Consider the following 14,892-nt stretch of genomic DNA (forward strand, 5'->3'; position numbering starts at 1 on the left):
AAGATTTGGAGGAACGCCCCTTGTGGGGCGACTCCCCACAAGGGTCAAGAAAGGCTCAGGCAGCGAGTGCCTGAACGTCGATTACCGCATCGGCCTCTGCGACAAGTTCGGGTGTCTGCGAGATGAAAAACTCTCGCTGATACCCGCCCTGCCGCAATACCTCGCGTTTCATGCGCATGAACTGCACTTTGCGGTGCGTATCCAATGGCCCGTCCGACTCGTCACTGAACAGGGTCTGATACGGCTGACCCGTATTCCGGGCGAGGTACAGCGCAATGCCGCGCGTGAGGCACTCGTTGATCCAGACCTTCTGGCCACCCGACATCACCGACACCGACTTACTACTGTCGGAATCAGCATCGTGGACGAGGATCTCGAAGCCCTCTCGCAACTCGCCACTGGCGAGCGCGCGTTGCGTGCGGATTTCAACTGTGAAGCGCATGCCGTAACAGGCGAGCAAAAGCTCGTTGACGGTATCTGTCAGCGCCGGGCCTGCGTCATCGATGGTCAGTGCAATCACGCCATCGTTGCCGAGTCCTTTTGCGAGCAGTTTCCAATGCGCGATTTCGTCGGAGAGGAGGTCCGCGCGAGACTGCGTCGCGCAGAACTTCTCCAGCTCGACCGCCAACGCCTCGCCTTCTGCCTGCAGCCCGCTCTGCGAACGGATCAATGCTTCAATTCGACCATCGAGCGCCGCGATGGCTTCACGGATTGACGCTAGGTCGCGGTCCAGTTTCGCAATAGCAGCGGCCACGTCGACAGCGGCAAGACGCGTCACCTCGTCGGCCATCCGAGCCAGTTCGGCAGTCATACGCGCCTTTTCAGACTCGTACCTAGCTGTCCTCGCGGCCCCCTCTTCTGCGCTCGAATGGAACTCCGCTTGCGCGGATTCGAGACCCGTTGCAGCAGCTTCGAGAAGCGGCTTTCTCGCAGCAAGCTCGGTCGCGGCTTGCAGCGCACGCCGAAGCTTGGCGACCGCATCAGTCACGGCCAACATCTCGACGCGCTGCGCCGCCAGTTCGGCAGGAATTGGGGCGAGCGCATCGGCCTGTGCTTTCTTTTCGCGGTACTTCGCACGAAGGTCGGCCACCGAGATGCGTTGCGCTTCGGCTTGCGCCTTCGCTTGCAAGGCCTGCGTAAGCAGCGAACATTTTGCGTGCATCGCATGACCGACACATGGAACCTGCCCGACGACAGCCGCCTGTTGGTTCAACGTTTCGAAATGAGCGGCCTTCGTCGAACCCTCGTTCATCAAGCTTGAAATTGAAACACTCAACGTGCTGAGCGTCGCCTGCTTCACTTCAAGCTCCGCTATCGCGCGCAGCAAGGGCGTGAACTTCGCCTCCTCCCGAGCGATCCCGAGTTCAGCTTCTTCACGTTTTGCTGCAGCGCCCAGGATCGCATCTCGACGCGCGAGCGTGGCCCGATGCGCGGCGATCGTCCGATTGAGCACTGCGACGCGTTGCTGGCTTCGAGCTAATGCAGCTTGCTCGTCGTCGGCAGCGCTTCTCAACGACTTCGACAGGTCGTCGCGGCGCACGCCCAACTCACGCAGACGCGCCTCGACCGAGGCGGATTCAGCCTGCTTCGCAGCGAGCGTTGCACGTTCCTGCGTCAGCCTGCCCAACTGCTCAAGCGCGGCTTCACGTTGCCCGCGAGCCGCACGCAAGTCTGCGCCCTGCGCGACGATGGATTGCTCGGTCTCGGCTTTGCGCTGCCGCTTGCCAGCAAGGGCGCCGAGCTCCGTCTGAATACCATCGAGCGACTTCCCGAGCATCTTCGCGACATCAGCGGCTTTCGCCGACAATGCCTTCAGATGTTCGATGCCGAGCAGCTCAGCCAGAAGCGTTTTGATCTCGCCCGCACCATACGACGCGAGCGGACGACGATTCTGTGCTGAAAAGACGCTGGTAAAGAAGGTTTCGAGCGAACCGTTGATCGCCTCGACACAGCGGTTATACGACTCCGCTTTGCCGTCCGACACCGTCCCGTCAGGCAGCGACACCGTACGCCACGTTCCGTCGACGCCATGATAGGCCAGGTAGTACTCCGCCTTGCCAGTCTTGCCGGGCTTGCGAAAGGTGAACGAGGACCGGTAGCGAATGCCATCGTGCTCCCATTCGAGTTCCTTCAGCGCACTGGTACCGCAGATGTGATCCCAGTACGAGAAAGCGTCCACAGAAAGCTTCGAGGCGCGCGATGGCATGATCGGATACGGATGCAAGTTGTCCATGATCGTCGTTTTCCCCGCCCCATTCGGGCCGGTCAACGCAATCAGTCCATCCGGCAGCGACTCCAGATCGAGCGTGATGCTCTCTCTTTTGATGCCATCCCGGACTCCGACGAACCCTTCGAGCGTCAGCTTCAGAGGCCGCATGACGTGCCCTCCGCATCGAACAACGACACCGACAATGACGCCGAAACGGCAGCCATCTCCGAATAGAACGCGTCGTCATTCTCGTTGGGGAACGACGCGTTCAGACCAGTCCCGACGACCGCGCGTTGCGGCGCACGCAGCGTCCCAGCGAGCGCAGACGACACCTGGTCGCACGCTCTGCTGAACTCGCGTCGCGCGTTCGTCAGAAGCTCAGACCAGCCGCTATAGCCGGTGAGACTACGGATTTCCACCGCAGACCACTGACTCGCGTAACCCTCCTGATACGACCAGAGCAGATGCTGCATCTGCACCGTCGGCGTGACTGCAACTTCGGTAGCGCCCGGTGTCGTCGCCAGCAACAGCAACGTTTGCCCGAACTGAGCCAGCGCAGCGCCACGGTTTTGTCCAAACGGCTGATGCTGGATCGCCGTGGTGAAGCCAGCAAAATCGACCAGCGGCTTTTGAATATCGCTCGCGGAGTTATCCGCGAGCGAGAACGAGCGGACCCATTCTGGACCAGCGGGGTAGAGACCAAACATGATGCACTCCCATGAGAAGGGCGGAGTGCTCCCTGGAAAGGATCGCTCCCCGCCAGGGTGAAAGAATGAATGAACTGCCAAAGAAAGGTGCTGCCACTACTGAATCGATGCGTCAATGACGCGGTGAAACCTCTGTTTCGATAACCCCGCGAGCTATCGGAACACGGCTACATGTTCGATGCGAAGGAGCCGTGCTGGCCTCCTTCGCTTATTGACCCGTCACGAGGCGGACTACGCCGCGAACAAATCATCATCGAGCCACGAAAGCTGCGTTGCCGGCGCCGCTGCTGGTATCGAGTCGACGACTTCAACCGTCGCATCGGGCATAGCCAACTCAACGTCCGCTTCCGTGCGTTCAGCCTGCCCCGCAGCTGGCGCTGTATCTGGCGAACATTGCGCCAGAGCATCGCTCTCCACGAGGTCAGCCAACACGCGCGCGGCGATCGTCTCCGCGTTTGCGGTTTCGAGAAGCTGAAACCGAGCGAGCAAAGGCCCCGCCTCCACATCCGCGTGCTCACACCAACGCTCAATCTTTCGGTCGATTGTCGTCTCGAGACTGATGCCTTGTGCGCGAGACCGGACGACCGGCAGAACGCGAGCCTCGATCTTTAACTCGGCTGCGTTCGTGAACAGCGCCGCAATCGCGTCGCGGTCGACTGACTGACGGTGCTCTTCGTCGACTTGCCAACGAATGCGGACGAACTTGTCGGTCGCATCGAGCGCGATCGCAGAAAGGCGTTGCATGTCGGGCGGGCCATCGAAGTCGATACAGACGATCTCGCGAGACGGCGTTACGATGAGATTCGCTTCCGCGTTTCCCACCTGTATGTCCCACATAAGATAGCCCTTGCCGCCCTCTTCGCCATAATGAAAGCGCCCGATTGACCCCGGGTACGCGATCACTCGCCCTGCTCGCTCCCACTGTTGAGACTTGTGGATGTGACCTAGCATGAATGCATCGCACTCGGCTTCGAAGAGACCACCAAGCGAGAACTCGTGATCGAAGCCCGCCATCGTGACGCCGTGCTCAGTCGTGCAACCGTTGACTGTGCCGTGCGATACGCCGACTGTGCGAATGCCTGCCGCGCGAAGGCGATCGTTGATCCGTCCGGCCGACCTGAGGTAGTCGGAAAGCACTGCCTCCAGCCCTGTCGCCGCTTCCTTCGCACCGACAGCGGCAGCCAGTTGCCCCTTGTTGACCGTGGGCAAGCAAGTGAACACGACGTCGGCACCGATCGCAAACACTTCGCGAAGCTCGTCATCCGAAAACACCGGGCCGCTCGATGCGTAGAACCGGCCTTCGTGAAGACTGACTTGTTGAACCCGCTCGGCAACGTAGATCTGGTGCGTATCTGACATCAGCTCGAAGTTGCGAAGCGTCCCAGGCGGCTCGTGCGAAAACGTGCCCTGCAACATCAGCACCGGCATGCTGCCGCTCAGTCCGTTGATGCGCCGCGCGAGGCGATTCAAGGACGGTGCATGAGCGTCGAGCCGGTGATCCGTTGCGTCACCGGAAATCACCGCAGCGTTCGCGTGGGCGAGCACTGCATGCTCGGTCGCATACCCGAAGCATCGATCCGCCTCCTCGAGATTGCCGGGTGCGTAATGCAGGTCAGAAAAATGAGCGATTTTCATGTCGCCTCCTAGAAACGAAAAAGGCCGCCCGGAGGTAGCCATTGATGTGGACGCGCCTCGCGGCGCATTCAAAGAGTATGGATTAGGTACTGAGCGTGTCGCGGACCTTCATTAGCGCCTTGCCCAGAAGGTTCTGGCCTCGCCACTTGGATTTGTCCGTGATGCCTGGATCGCGCTCGCCCAAGCCCACACCCCATATGAGATCGTAGGGACTGGCCTCGACAAGCTCGGTCGGAGCCGTCGCGAGCAATAACGTTCGCAAGCCGGGGTGCTGCGTGAACTTCTCGCGGCAACCGACATAGACGATCGATTTCGCCTCGCCTTCCAAGTTTCGAGGTCGAAGCCTTTGACCTTGCGGCCGAGGGCTTTCTGCTCCTTCGGAAGATGCGCGGCGAGTACCGCTTGCGCGATTTCTTCATCGCCGAACAGTTTGGCCTTTGAGAGCATCATGAACTGCTCGACACTGACGAACTGAACGTCGTGATAGGAAAATCGGCACGGATGCCAGTTGCTAAAAGCATCCTCCGCGCCGAAGAACAGCGTGAAGTTGCCGACTCTACGCATTGGAGACTCCTTCGCGTGAACAAATAGATGGGCCGCCGAGGCGGACGAATTCGATGCGCATGAGCGCGGTCGAAAACATTTGAGCAAGCCGCCCTTGCTGAAATGTTCTCATCGCGTCGGGATCGGAGAAGGAAGTGCCAGCCAGCCCATCTCTTCGAATGATGATTCGAAGGGGGCCGGCCCAAGTTAGACGTATGCTGCTTGCGCAACTGCGTCCTGGATTTCAACGTCGAGCGAAGCAGGATCGTCGAGTGCGGCCGCGAGGCGCGCATTCATCGCATCAACGTCCACGATACGCTCAATCCAGCCTCGACCGTACGTCTGATGCGCGTACATGCGAAACCCGTTCTGTCGTTCCGGCTGACTCAGTCCGAGACGGTGCAGCAGATCGGACATCTTGTGTCGCTTATCTTCAAGCGTCTCGTCGGAATCGATACCACTATCGTCTTCGGTCGTTTCCGTCGATCCTGCGCTACCGTCCGCGTTCCCGCCTGCGTCGTCGTCCGGTTGGAGTGTCGATTCATCCAACGTTCCGACCGTGCTATCTGCCTCGATAAGCGCAACTGCGCGACTGGCCGATTCCAGTGCCGGCTGCCCAGCTTCCGCCCCATCCAGCAACGCGCCGAGGTCGATGTCAGCATCTAGAACCGTCAACATCTGCTTTTGGCGAACAGGTTGCCCGTTATCGTCGACTCGCGTGATGTCAAACTCTCTCTTCGAGAGCCGGAAGCGTGTGCAAGTGAGTCGACCGCGCGCGAGCGCCACCGTTTGCATGGCGGAATAGGCTTTCTGGAGCACGTAGATCGAGTTGGTCGGCAGTTCGATCAGACCCAGCCCTTTGACGTCGGGCACCGCGAACATGAAGTTCGCAGTCAGATTGCACTTTCGGTCCTGGTACTGTGGACAGACGTGTGGGTCGCAGATCCCGTCGGGGATGTCATCGTCTTGCCGATGCACCACAAGTCGACCACCGAAGGACCGGCGCGCACGTTGCGCGCGCGCGTTACGTTCGACCGGCGCGTACGTCTTGCAGTAGCGCTTGCCGTCGCGGTCGTACTCCGAGAAGTACTGCCGCCCTGCTGTCGTGTATGCCGCCATCTGGTTGGGCACATTTCGCAGCCAGTCATCGAACGCGAACATGACAGGAAAGCGATACAGCTTCACGCCATTGCCTCGATCCTCGCCATACAGCCTCAGGATCTCATCGGCCGTGTCGGGATTCGAGAAGTCGGAGCGCCTGCAAACGAAGTAATCGACGTTCTTGGGAATGAGCGCATTGCGAAGCTTCAGAGACGTTTCCAGCGTCTTGCCAATCGCCTCGAACGAGTCGCCCGCAGCCACCATGTCGTTGTAGAGCTTGACGGCCTTTTCGTTGGCTTGATTGGCGCGCGTCAGCACTTTGATACCGGGTCGAATCTTGCCGATCGTCGGCGGCCGGATGGCTCGCTCTTCGACGAGACTGCGCGGCGTGTGATCGAACATCTGCACAACAGCGTTCATGACGGGTTCCTTGCGAGAAAGGATATGGCGTTGGTCCGCAGCGTTTCGGCCTGAGATTGCATATCCCGGGCCGCAGCACTACCGCGACGTTCGCTTATGTGATGAATGAAGATAGAGCGATCGGCGTCGCTCAACATCGCGGCTTGAGCGACCTCGCAGCGCGCGCGCCAAACAGCAGATGAGGTGTCTGCCTGATCACGCTCGTAAGTGATTTGATGCTTGATAGCCTCAGCGATACGCTGGTTGAGGCGGTCGGGCAACAACATGAACGGCACCTCCATTGAGAAAGGTCCAGTCGCAGGACGCGGTGGACGAAAAAAAAGCCCGCTCCGTTGAGGGAGCGAGCTTCGTGAAATCGATAATGAGGGAGACCTACGCGCCACGTCCCTTCCGGGGACGTGGCGTGCAGGGAGCGCCCGGAGATCCGGTGCGCTCAGTCAGAGAACGTAAAGTCGTTCTCGCGCGGCATGGTCACGCCGCGCAACAGCCCTTTTCAGAATCACTTCCGCCGCAGGTATCACGGATCAGCCAACTTCGATCGTTCTACCCAGATCAGGCTCTGGAGAGAGAACACCCGAAACCCCGGGTTCGAACGACGTCCCGGCGCAAATGAATGCGGTCAAGGGTACGAGTATCACGGCTGAAATTGGGGAGTGTGTAGCGAGCACGCTCAGCACAAGGAAGTTTTCCACACCGGTAGCTATCCGGTCGGAGCATGCCTACAGAAACAACCTGGGCACGACTTGGAGAGAGAAGATGGACTCCGGGCTTGGAGTCGAGGTCGATGCGTCAGAGACGCGGGGTATGGATTGAAGTATTAGGGAAAAACGTCCAAACGTGTACTGGAAAGCTCGCGAATTTCGTATGGCTTTCGCCGGCTCGATTTCCGCATGTTCAATGAGAATGTGGGCCTGAGAGAACATACACCCGAGAACAATCATGTCTGGCTTCGACACTGACACGCCCGAAGGGGCGGATCCAGAGAGGAAAATCGTATCGCACAACGACGAAGGCTACAGCGGCCTACGCCCGCTCGAGCGTCTTACGAGCGACTCGCGTCTCGATCGAATCCACGGCGAGACTCTGGCGAAGACCGAACTGCAGTATTACTCCGCGTTCACACGCGAATTCTGCCGTTCCGACTACAACTTCTGCGCGGCCAAGATGACCCTCGCGCGCGGCGGCAAACTCCTCGCGCTTGATGCGGAGTTCCGCGTCGCTGAGGCGTTTTTCAAGAAGGCCCTGGCGTGGGCCAATCAGCTGCATGGGCGAAACGCGGCAATCTCCTCCGAGTCGGTGACGCTCGAAATCAAGCATCCGCTCTCGGGCCGTCTGGTGCGCCTGCTCACGATGTACGACGCCCTGTTCGTGAAGACGATGGAAGCGCTCTTCACGCGGTCGGTCATGCCGCATCAACGCAAGCTCGCGCTGGACAGCGCCGAAGCGCGAATCAAGCAGATCCCCTTTTTGTGCATACCGGACAACGATCGCTACGCGCCAGAAGGCTTGCTGCTCCCCACTCCGGACAACGCGCACTGACCGACGGCATTGAGCGGCGGCTCCCCATCGTCCGGTGAATGCTTGACAAGCTCGCGCACCGGATACGCTCGAACGCACGACTACGAGAAGAGTCACTTCCAATGGATATCCATGAAATTCAGCGGCTGCACGCGCAGTTTGCTCCCGATTCGATGGTCATCGACCTGCCGCGCCAGCTCGCTGCTCTCCCAGCACCCGGTGACTTGAGCGCCGACGATGCGCCGACGGCGCGCGCCAGATGGGTTCAAGCGGGTCCGCTCGTTCGCCGCAGCGTCATTGCCGTGGGCGTCGCCGTGTTGATCGGCATGGCAGGCATGGGGGCCGCGTCGCTCTACAAGACGCGCCGCGGCGCTGACACGAGCGCTCAGCCGGCGCCCGCAATCCCCTCGACCACAATGCAACAGAAATCACCTGCCCGCGGGGAGCCGCCGGCGCCGGGCGGGCACGAGATTGACGCCACGCCTGCTCGACCGGTTGCCGCAGCGCCGGCCTTAAGCGCGAGTGACTTCGGCACCGCTTCGTCGTTGGGGCTGACGGCCGACCAGTTCCGCGCTTCGATGCGCGCAGCGGCCGTGTTGGATACGCCGAAAGCCCCGGCCGCGCTGTCTTCCGAAGTGCAACTCGCAGCCGCATCGCCGATCCGCCGCGCGCCGACAAGCCGCGGCGAAGCACAGCAGGCGGCCGCCGCGGCGGTCGCCCCGCCGCAGCCGGTAGCACCGGCCAACGCGCAACCGGCGACGAAGCAAGTCGCGCCGGCCGGTCAGCCCACCGCGCAGTCCGCCACCCCGCCGAACGCGACACCGGCGGCGGCAGTCCAGTCGGCCTCGGTTCAGACTCAGGTGAGCGCGTCGACAAGCGCCGCCTCCGATGCGCCCAGGTCCGCACGGACGGTCCGCCAGCCTATCTCGCGACCGCGCACTGAGCAGGCCGCTGACGCTGACGCAGGAAAGCTCGCGCCGACGAGACGCGCTGGTTCGACCGAAGTGCAAATGTTCTAGGAGTCACCATGAAAACAATACCCAACATCACGCTCATCTCCGCGGGCTGCTCCATCACCGGCGACATCATCGTCGATCACGGCATCAGCTGCTTCGGGCTTTGCGACGGCGGGCTGATGTCGACCCAGGGACTTCTGCACGTTGGCGAAGGCGGTCTTATCAAGGGAAGCGCGCAGGGCGAGCACGTTCGTATCGACGGGCGCGTCGATGGGAACGTTCACGCACGCGATTCGCTCGAAATCAACGGACAAGTCACTGGTGACATCCACTATTGCGGCACGATCCGACTCGGCCCGCGCGCGGCGCTCAACGGCACGCTCAAACGCCTGGCCCGCATGCTGACGATCGAGGTGGAGTCGGACCCCGCCCCCGCATCGCCGTCTGACACGCGGCCGGCCGCGGTGGCTAGCGTTGATCGCGGCGATTCGAACGTCACCGAAATCTCGCGGGCAAAAGCCTGATGCCCCGAATCAGGAAAACTCGTCTCCTGTAGCCCGACCGTGCAACCGATCGATCCCATCTTTGACTTTCTTACAGTGACTTGGGAGGCGGCCGCTCAGGAAGCAGCATTTGAGGAGCGGTGTTTCTGTATGCTCGACACGGGGCGGATAATTAACCGTGCTGCGATGCCGGCCGGCACACCGCATTGCGATCGACATGCAGATGGCGTCGGTCACTCCGTCAAGGAGCGGTTCGGCTTTCCGGAGCACGATTAAAGCTCACCCGCCGCACAAGTAGGTGGGTATGCTCCGCTGGCGTCGTCGCCGGAAATGCCGCGGCGCTAAGTTGAACTGCTCCAACCCCAAAACAACAGATTTAGTCGTCCACCTTGCAATTTCTGACGATTAGGGTTTATACTGAGTTCGTCTCCTCCATGTCTCCACTGATATGGATTGAAGCCCGCCGCGTGCGGGCTTTTTTTTGCCTTCGCGACCGGGTCCGCAACTTGCGTCAACGCCTCGTGTGGGCGGCAACCGCCCCACATTACCGCGAGGAGGATCACCATGAACAAGGACCAAGTGAAGGGTACCGCCGAGAAGGTGAAAGGCAAGGTCAATGAAGCTGTCGGCAACATGACCGACGACCCAGCGCAGAAGGCCAAGGGTCAGCTTCAGCAGGGCGCGGGCGAGGCTCGAAAGCAGTACGGCGACGTCAAGGAAGACATCAAGAAGAGCAAGCCGTAATGCGATAGAAAAGGTTGAAACGTTGAGAGCGCCGGTGACGAGCCGGCGCTTTTTCACGTCAATTTTTGCGCTGAACGGTTCAATTCTCGTTCGACGACGGTCTGCTAACACCGGGTAATCGGAGCGCTACGTTGCCTCAGCGACGCCCTCGATCTGGGCCTCGGTCACGAACCGCGAGGCGAAATTCTTGCTCGTACCGGACATCATCAGCGTCTCGCGCGCGCGCGTCATCGCAACATAGAAAAGCCGGCGTTCCTCAGGCTCCGTGGATTTCGTGTCCGGAACAATGGACTCTTCGCTGCGTGCGATCCAGACATGGTCCCACTCCAATCCTTTCGAACTGTGCATGGTCGTCAGAATCAGCGCGCCCGGCGTCGGCACGTTGTTATCCTGCTTCATGAATTGCAAACGATCTGCGAATGTGCCGGCGAGGCGGGACACCACGTCGTAGGTCGCCTGAATCGCCCGGATCGCATGATCCTTCTTCGCGTACTTCAGCGTCCACTCGCTCACGCCCGAAAGCGTCAACGAGTAAAACTTCCGATCACAAAGGCTGCGCCACTCGGCGAGCCGCTTCATGAACTCTCGATAGTTCGTCGCCACCTCTTCCGGCAGGCCCAGTTCGACCAGCTCCGCGCGCGGTTTCTGGATCAGTTCGGCGCCCATACTGGCGTGCAGCGCGCGAAGTTGCTCTGCGCGCAGGCCCATATGCGCGAGCACCGCGTCGAGCCCGGTTTCCTTAACCCGCTCGACTATTTCGAGCAGATTGCACATTAACGCGCCTTCCGGACGACTCAGGACCGACGCGCCCGAGGCCCGGTAGTACTTCACCCCTGCAGAGCGACAGACGGCTTCCAAGGGATCGAGGATGCGATTCGTGCGAGCGAGGATGGCGCACGACTTGCCCGTCCCGAGCAAGGGCGCGAGGGTTTCGACCGCGGCGACCGCCTCAATGTATTCGTCCGCATGACGGGAAGACAGGACGCGGCCGCCAGCACCCTTCTCAGCCCGCAGAACCTTGGCTATGCGGTCGACGTTATTGCGAATCACCCGGTCGGCGGCCGACAGGATCTCGGAGCGGCACCGATAGTTGCTCCCGAGCACGACGGGCTTCGCGTCGAACTCTTTGATGAACGACTCCATGCCGCGATAGCCGAGCGCTTCGCGAAACGCGTAGATGCTTTGGTCGTCGTCACCCACCACCGTTACGATCGAGCCGGCTTTCGCGTGGAGTTCGATCCAGCGGTACTGCAGCGGGTCGGTATCTTGAAACTCGTCGACGAGCAAGTATTTGAATGGGTAAGGCAGGATCGAACCGTCGTGCATGCCCTCGACCGAGAGGCGCAGCATGTCTTGAAAGTCGATCTTGCCGTTACGCGCGAGCGCATCCTGATAGCCGTGATACAGCTTCCCGTCTTCGCTGTCGACGTCGCACCGGCCGAAGTTCGTTTTGATGCTCTCGATCGTCGGGATGACGTCCTCAGCTTTGCCGTCAAGTCCCAGGTCCTGCATGACGCGAATCAGCAAGCCCAGACGGTCACCGTCCGAGGCGATGTCGAGCGCCCGGGCGCCGGGCCGCCGAAGCTGCTTGAATGCCAGAGAGTGGAAAGTGCCGGCAATCAGCCGCTTCTTCACGGCCTTGCCAGCAACCGCGAGAATCCGATCCCGCAATTCAATGGCGGCATCCTTCGAGAAAGTCACCGCCCCGACCACCGCGGCGTCCTCTTGCAGCAGGAGCGCAGCTTTTGTCGCGATCGTCTTTGTCTTGCCCGCGCCAGGACAGGCGATCGCAACGCAGTTCTGGCGCAACTCGGCGACTTCCCGTTGCTGGGCATTCAACTCGTCCAGCATGCCGCCCTCCTTTACAGGCTGCGAACCGTCGTCATCAGCTTCAGGTGAGTCATGTAACCACGAACGCCCAGCGGGTTCACCTTCTTCAGGAAGCGCACGGTTTCGTCGTCGACGTCCGACTGATCGCGAATGCCATTCCACACCATGAAGTCGAAGTGATCCATGGTGCGGTCGAACTTCATGATCGCGGTGAGCACGCGCATCGAAAAGCGCGAGTAGGCCTCGACCTCGATATCGAGGGCTGGCATCGGAATGGTCGGCTCGAACACAAAATCGTTGTTCGCGCGTAGCTCGGCTTCCTTTTGCTGGCGGTAGCCTCCGGCGACGCGCAACTGCTCAACGGCATACGCCTCGATCGAGGCGAGTTGCTTTTCGAAAAAGGTATTGACCACTTCCTTGTCGTCCGCGCCGAACGTCGATTGGCCGAACCGCTGCATGTTGATGCTCATGCGGTTCAGGTACGGCCACCATTGTTCGAACAACGGCTTCAGGCGGGTATGGTTCAGCCGCACGCGGACCGCCACGACGGCAGCACCCGAGAGCTGGCGCTCCATCAACAGGCGGCCGATCTCCCGGCGACGCTTGATGATGGCGATCCGCTCCTCTCCCGGCAGGTCACGAAAGAGCTTACGCGTCTTGGCCACCTCGGCACGCTTCATGTTTGCGTCGTCGGTGGAGATCACGCCTTCCTTGTGCAGATGGTCGGCGTCTGCCTCCATCTGGGTCAACTCGCGCTCAAGTTCGCCGTCGTCAGCACCGTCGCTTCCCTCCCGAGTAGCTTGCGCCGCTTGCTCTGCGTGGGCTTTCGATGCGCCGTCCAATGCGTCTTCGGTCACGAATTTTTCGAGTTCGGTATCTGCCACAGTGCTCATGTGCCTCTCCAGGTCGGACTTGGGTCCGGTTTCGTCGTTGGGAATTCAGGCACGCGCACGCGGCCCATGAATGCCATTGTTGCCGTGCGCAACGGCTCAAGACGCCCGAAACACATACGATTTCGAATGGCTTTAGACTGGGATGAAGGTGAGAGGCGCCGACGCGGGCACTGGGCGGGAGGAAGGCATGTCGCCTCAATCTGCCTGTAGCCATATGTACGAAGAAGCGTGTTCTTGGTTTTCGGGCCTGGCAGGGATACAGGTAGCCCCAAGCGAAAGGTAGAGCGCGGGAAGATGCGCTATGCGAGGAGCGTCACAGACGCCCGCCTGCATGGGAATCGAGGACTCTGAGAATGCGGGTGGAAAGGGAAGCCTGACGGAAATGAGGGAGTAGATGTAACGCGTTACATCTACTTTGGGACAAAGCCCCGACTTTTGTTTCGCCTTTCCGGGACGATATTACAAAACCGCGCTGCCCTATCGCTCTGCTACCGCGCCGATTGAAATGATTCGGCGGCCTTCCAGAGTAGCGAGCCAAGGAACGCGGCGACCGCCACCCAGTACCCGGCGAGCACCGGGACCGGCACGACCAGAACGCCGAACAACATTCCGGTGACGAGCAGCAGGCCGTGACCGGCCAGATGGAACGAGAGCGGACTGACAAAACCGGCCGCCGACGCTTTAATCTTACGGCAGGCAGAGCCATCGACGAACATGCCGAGCGCGAACATCACCGTCCCGAAGATCCAGAGTTTCATCACCATCGCGCGAAACAGCATCCGGTAGACGAGCAACCAGAAATTCTCAGTCCACGTGTGGGCGAAGGTTGAGAACCCGCCGTCGTTCATTCCACCGACATTGCCCGAAGCCGACAACGTCCGCTGCAGCAGGCCGTTGTCCACGAACGCGCGGCGGAAGATTTGGTTGGCCGAGCGCACCGCCGTGTCGGCCCGCTCCTGCCCAATCGAGACGACGAGCGAGGCCGTCTCTGCATCCGGCACCTCAAACAGCAAGCGCTCCGGGATCGCCGGCATCACGGCGATCGCGAGAACCGGCACCAGCACGAACCAGAGCTTCAGATGCGACCCGAACCGGCTAGCCATGATGTAACAGTCTCACGGCAAAGAGCACGAGGATCGCAACAATTGCCCCGAGTCCACCCCAAAACAACATTGGACGGTAGTCGGCGATCGTCGCCAAGGCATAGCACCGGGCGCCCGCCCCATACGTGAATTCCTCAGGCGGCATCGCGCTCGGGTCGTCGAAGGCGCCCGCCGTGTGCAGTGCCCGGCGGGCAGTGTCGGAATCAACCCCCGACAACTTCGCTATGATCGTAACGGTGAGCGACATCGTATTCCTCGAAGTAGCAACGGAACGCTTCGCCTTGCAGCACGCGAGAGGCCAGTTGGAAAGCGGCAGTGCGCTCGGTGATCTGTTCGGGGCAGCGTTCGTCAATCGTCTCGAACTCGCAATTTGCGTGGCGCTCCTCGAACGCTGGAATCGCTTCGAGCATCGGCGACCATACAGCCAGCTTTTCTCCCCGACGCGCGACGTAGCGGCGCGCGTACAGCGACTTAGCCGGTTCGAACAGTCCCTGCATGAAGGCAACATGCTGGTCGCCCGTGCGCTTCGCACGTTTGAACCCGCTGAGTGCCGACTCGATCATCTCGGCGGCAAGCGGCCCCTTGTCGCCACGGAAGCGCTCGCCCACGAATTCAGCCACGCGCGAGCACGCGAGCTCCAGTTCGGGCGCTACGTTGAACACCGGAATCAGCTTGTGCGACAGCTTGCGATCGCGAATGATATTTTTGAATACGGTGGACATAGTTGGTT

The 14,892-nt window shown here is 60.6% G+C and carries 13 protein-coding genes and 1 pseudogene; 4 read left to right on the forward strand and 10 right to left on the reverse strand.

Features of this window, described 5'->3' with window-relative positions:
- Positions 1 to 55: 55 nt before the first annotated feature.
- The 6 genes and pseudogenes from AWB68_RS11740 to AWB68_RS11765 all read right to left on the reverse strand — a co-directional run bounded on the left by AWB68_RS11740 (position 56) and on the right by AWB68_RS11765 (position 6,896).
- Positions 56 to 2,377, reverse strand: coding sequence for an AAA family ATPase (locus AWB68_RS11740; protein ID WP_087644522.1), 2,322 nt, complete (start codon positions 2,375 to 2,377; stop codon positions 56 to 58).
- Positions 2,365 to 2,916 carry a hypothetical protein gene (locus AWB68_RS11745; protein ID WP_087644523.1) on the reverse strand — a complete coding sequence of 184 codons (552 nt, stop codon included), beginning with the start codon at positions 2,914 to 2,916 and terminating at the stop codon, positions 2,365 to 2,367. The genes AWB68_RS11740 and AWB68_RS11745 overlap by 13 nt, the downstream gene beginning before the upstream one ends.
- 231 nt (positions 2,917 to 3,147) lie before the next feature.
- Entirely contained in the window at positions 3,148 to 4,551 is a 1,404-nt protein-coding gene (locus AWB68_RS11750; protein ID WP_087644524.1) for a metallophosphoesterase family protein, read from the reverse strand.
- A gap of 82 nt (positions 4,552 to 4,633) precedes the next feature.
- Positions 4,634 to 5,115, reverse strand: a pseudogene (gene ybiA, locus AWB68_RS51355) (riboflavin biosynthesis intermediates N-glycosidase).
- Between the two features lie 186 nt (positions 5,116 to 5,301).
- Positions 5,302 to 6,615 carry a recombination directionality factor gene (locus AWB68_RS11760; RefSeq protein WP_087644525.1) on the reverse strand — a complete coding sequence of 438 codons (1,314 nt, stop codon included), beginning with the start codon at positions 6,613 to 6,615 and terminating at the stop codon, positions 5,302 to 5,304.
- Positions 6,612 to 6,896: a DUF7696 family protein gene (locus AWB68_RS11765; RefSeq protein WP_235028284.1), complete on the reverse strand. Its 285-nt coding sequence runs from the start codon at positions 6,894 to 6,896 to the stop codon at positions 6,612 to 6,614. Before AWB68_RS11765 ends, AWB68_RS11760 begins: the two co-directional genes overlap by 4 nt.
- A gap of 658 nt (positions 6,897 to 7,554) precedes the next feature.
- Between AWB68_RS11765 and AWB68_RS11775 the strand changes: the two genes are divergently transcribed.
- From AWB68_RS11775 to AWB68_RS11790, 4 genes are all read left to right on the forward strand, one after another.
- Positions 7,555 to 8,154 (forward strand): DUF1845 domain-containing protein, encoded by a 600-nt coding sequence (locus AWB68_RS11775; protein WP_087644527.1) that lies wholly within the window; start codon positions 7,555 to 7,557, stop codon positions 8,152 to 8,154.
- A 101-nt stretch (positions 8,155 to 8,255) separates the two neighbouring features.
- A complete protein-coding gene (locus AWB68_RS11780) occupies positions 8,256 to 9,152 on the forward strand; it encodes a hypothetical protein (protein ID WP_087644528.1) in 897 nt (298 codons plus the stop codon).
- Positions 9,153 to 9,160: 8 nt separating this feature from the next.
- On the forward strand, positions 9,161 to 9,613 hold the full coding sequence (locus AWB68_RS11785) for a bactofilin family protein (RefSeq protein ID WP_087644529.1): 453 nt from the start codon (positions 9,161 to 9,163) through the stop codon (positions 9,611 to 9,613).
- Between the two features lie 543 nt (positions 9,614 to 10,156).
- Complete coding sequence (locus AWB68_RS11790) at positions 10,157 to 10,336, forward strand: CsbD family protein (RefSeq protein ID WP_087644530.1); 180 nt, start codon at positions 10,157 to 10,159, stop codon at positions 10,334 to 10,336.
- Between the two features lie 126 nt (positions 10,337 to 10,462).
- Here the strand turns inward: AWB68_RS11790 and AWB68_RS11795 are convergent, their stop codons facing one another.
- From AWB68_RS11795 to AWB68_RS11815, 4 genes are all read right to left on the reverse strand, one after another.
- Positions 10,463 to 12,187, reverse strand: a complete 1,725-nt coding sequence (locus AWB68_RS11795) for an ATP-dependent helicase (RefSeq protein ID WP_087644531.1) — start codon at positions 12,185 to 12,187, stop codon at positions 10,463 to 10,465.
- Positions 12,188 to 12,198: 11 nt separating this feature from the next.
- Positions 12,199 to 13,059: an ATPase gene (locus tag AWB68_RS11800; RefSeq protein ID WP_087644532.1), complete on the reverse strand. Its 861-nt coding sequence runs from the start codon at positions 13,057 to 13,059 to the stop codon at positions 12,199 to 12,201.
- A 488-nt stretch (positions 13,060 to 13,547) separates the two neighbouring features.
- The gene (locus AWB68_RS11805) at positions 13,548 to 14,162 is read right to left on the reverse strand and encodes an IncC plasmid conjugative DNA transfer DtrJ family protein (RefSeq protein ID WP_087644533.1); all 615 of its coding nucleotides are present in this window, start codon (positions 14,160 to 14,162) and stop codon (positions 13,548 to 13,550) included.
- Positions 14,163 to 14,365: 203 nt separating this feature from the next.
- Positions 14,366 to 14,884 (reverse strand): hypothetical protein, encoded by a 519-nt coding sequence (locus AWB68_RS11815; RefSeq protein WP_087644535.1) that lies wholly within the window; start codon positions 14,882 to 14,884, stop codon positions 14,366 to 14,368.
- Positions 14,885 to 14,892: the final 8 nt, after the last annotated feature.

The organism is Caballeronia choica, assembly GCF_001544535.1.
GTDB classification, from domain to species: Bacteria; Pseudomonadota; Gammaproteobacteria; order Burkholderiales; family Burkholderiaceae; genus Caballeronia; species Caballeronia choica.

What these genes read in the sequence shown, in the direction of transcription:
- AWB68_RS11740 (WP_087644522.1), bottom strand. Translation starts at nt 2,377, where the DNA reads ATGCGGCCTCTGAAGCTGACGCTCGAAGGGTTCGTCGGAGTCCGGGAT.
- AWB68_RS11745 (WP_087644523.1), bottom strand. Translation starts at nt 2,916, where the DNA reads ATGTTTGGTCTCTACCCCGCTGGTCCAGAATGGGTCCGCTCGTTCTCG.
- AWB68_RS11750 (WP_087644524.1), bottom strand. Translation starts at nt 4,551, where the DNA reads ATGAAAATCGCTCATTTTTCTGACCTGCATTACGCACCCGGCAATCTC.
- AWB68_RS11760 (WP_087644525.1), bottom strand. Translation starts at nt 6,615, where the DNA reads ATGAACGCTGTTGTGCAGATGTTCGATCACACGCCGCGCAGTCTCGTC.
- AWB68_RS11765 (WP_235028284.1), bottom strand. Translation starts at nt 6,896, where the DNA reads ATGGAGGTGCCGTTCATGTTGTTGCCCGACCGCCTCAACCAGCGTATC.
- AWB68_RS11775 (WP_087644527.1), top strand. Translation starts at nt 7,555, where the DNA reads ATGTCTGGCTTCGACACTGACACGCCCGAAGGGGCGGATCCAGAGAGG.
- AWB68_RS11780 (WP_087644528.1), top strand. Translation starts at nt 8,256, where the DNA reads ATGGATATCCATGAAATTCAGCGGCTGCACGCGCAGTTTGCTCCCGAT.
- AWB68_RS11785 (WP_087644529.1), top strand. Translation starts at nt 9,161, where the DNA reads ATGAAAACAATACCCAACATCACGCTCATCTCCGCGGGCTGCTCCATC.
- AWB68_RS11790 (WP_087644530.1), top strand. Translation starts at nt 10,157, where the DNA reads ATGAACAAGGACCAAGTGAAGGGTACCGCCGAGAAGGTGAAAGGCAAG.
- AWB68_RS11795 (WP_087644531.1), bottom strand. Translation starts at nt 12,187, where the DNA reads ATGCTGGACGAGTTGAATGCCCAGCAACGGGAAGTCGCCGAGTTGCGC.
- AWB68_RS11800 (WP_087644532.1), bottom strand. Translation starts at nt 13,059, where the DNA reads ATGAGCACTGTGGCAGATACCGAACTCGAAAAATTCGTGACCGAAGAC.
- AWB68_RS11805 (WP_087644533.1), bottom strand. Translation starts at nt 14,162, where the DNA reads ATGGCTAGCCGGTTCGGGTCGCATCTGAAGCTCTGGTTCGTGCTGGTG.
- AWB68_RS11815 (WP_087644535.1), bottom strand. Translation starts at nt 14,884, where the DNA reads ATGTCCACCGTATTCAAAAATATCATTCGCGATCGCAAGCTGTCGCAC.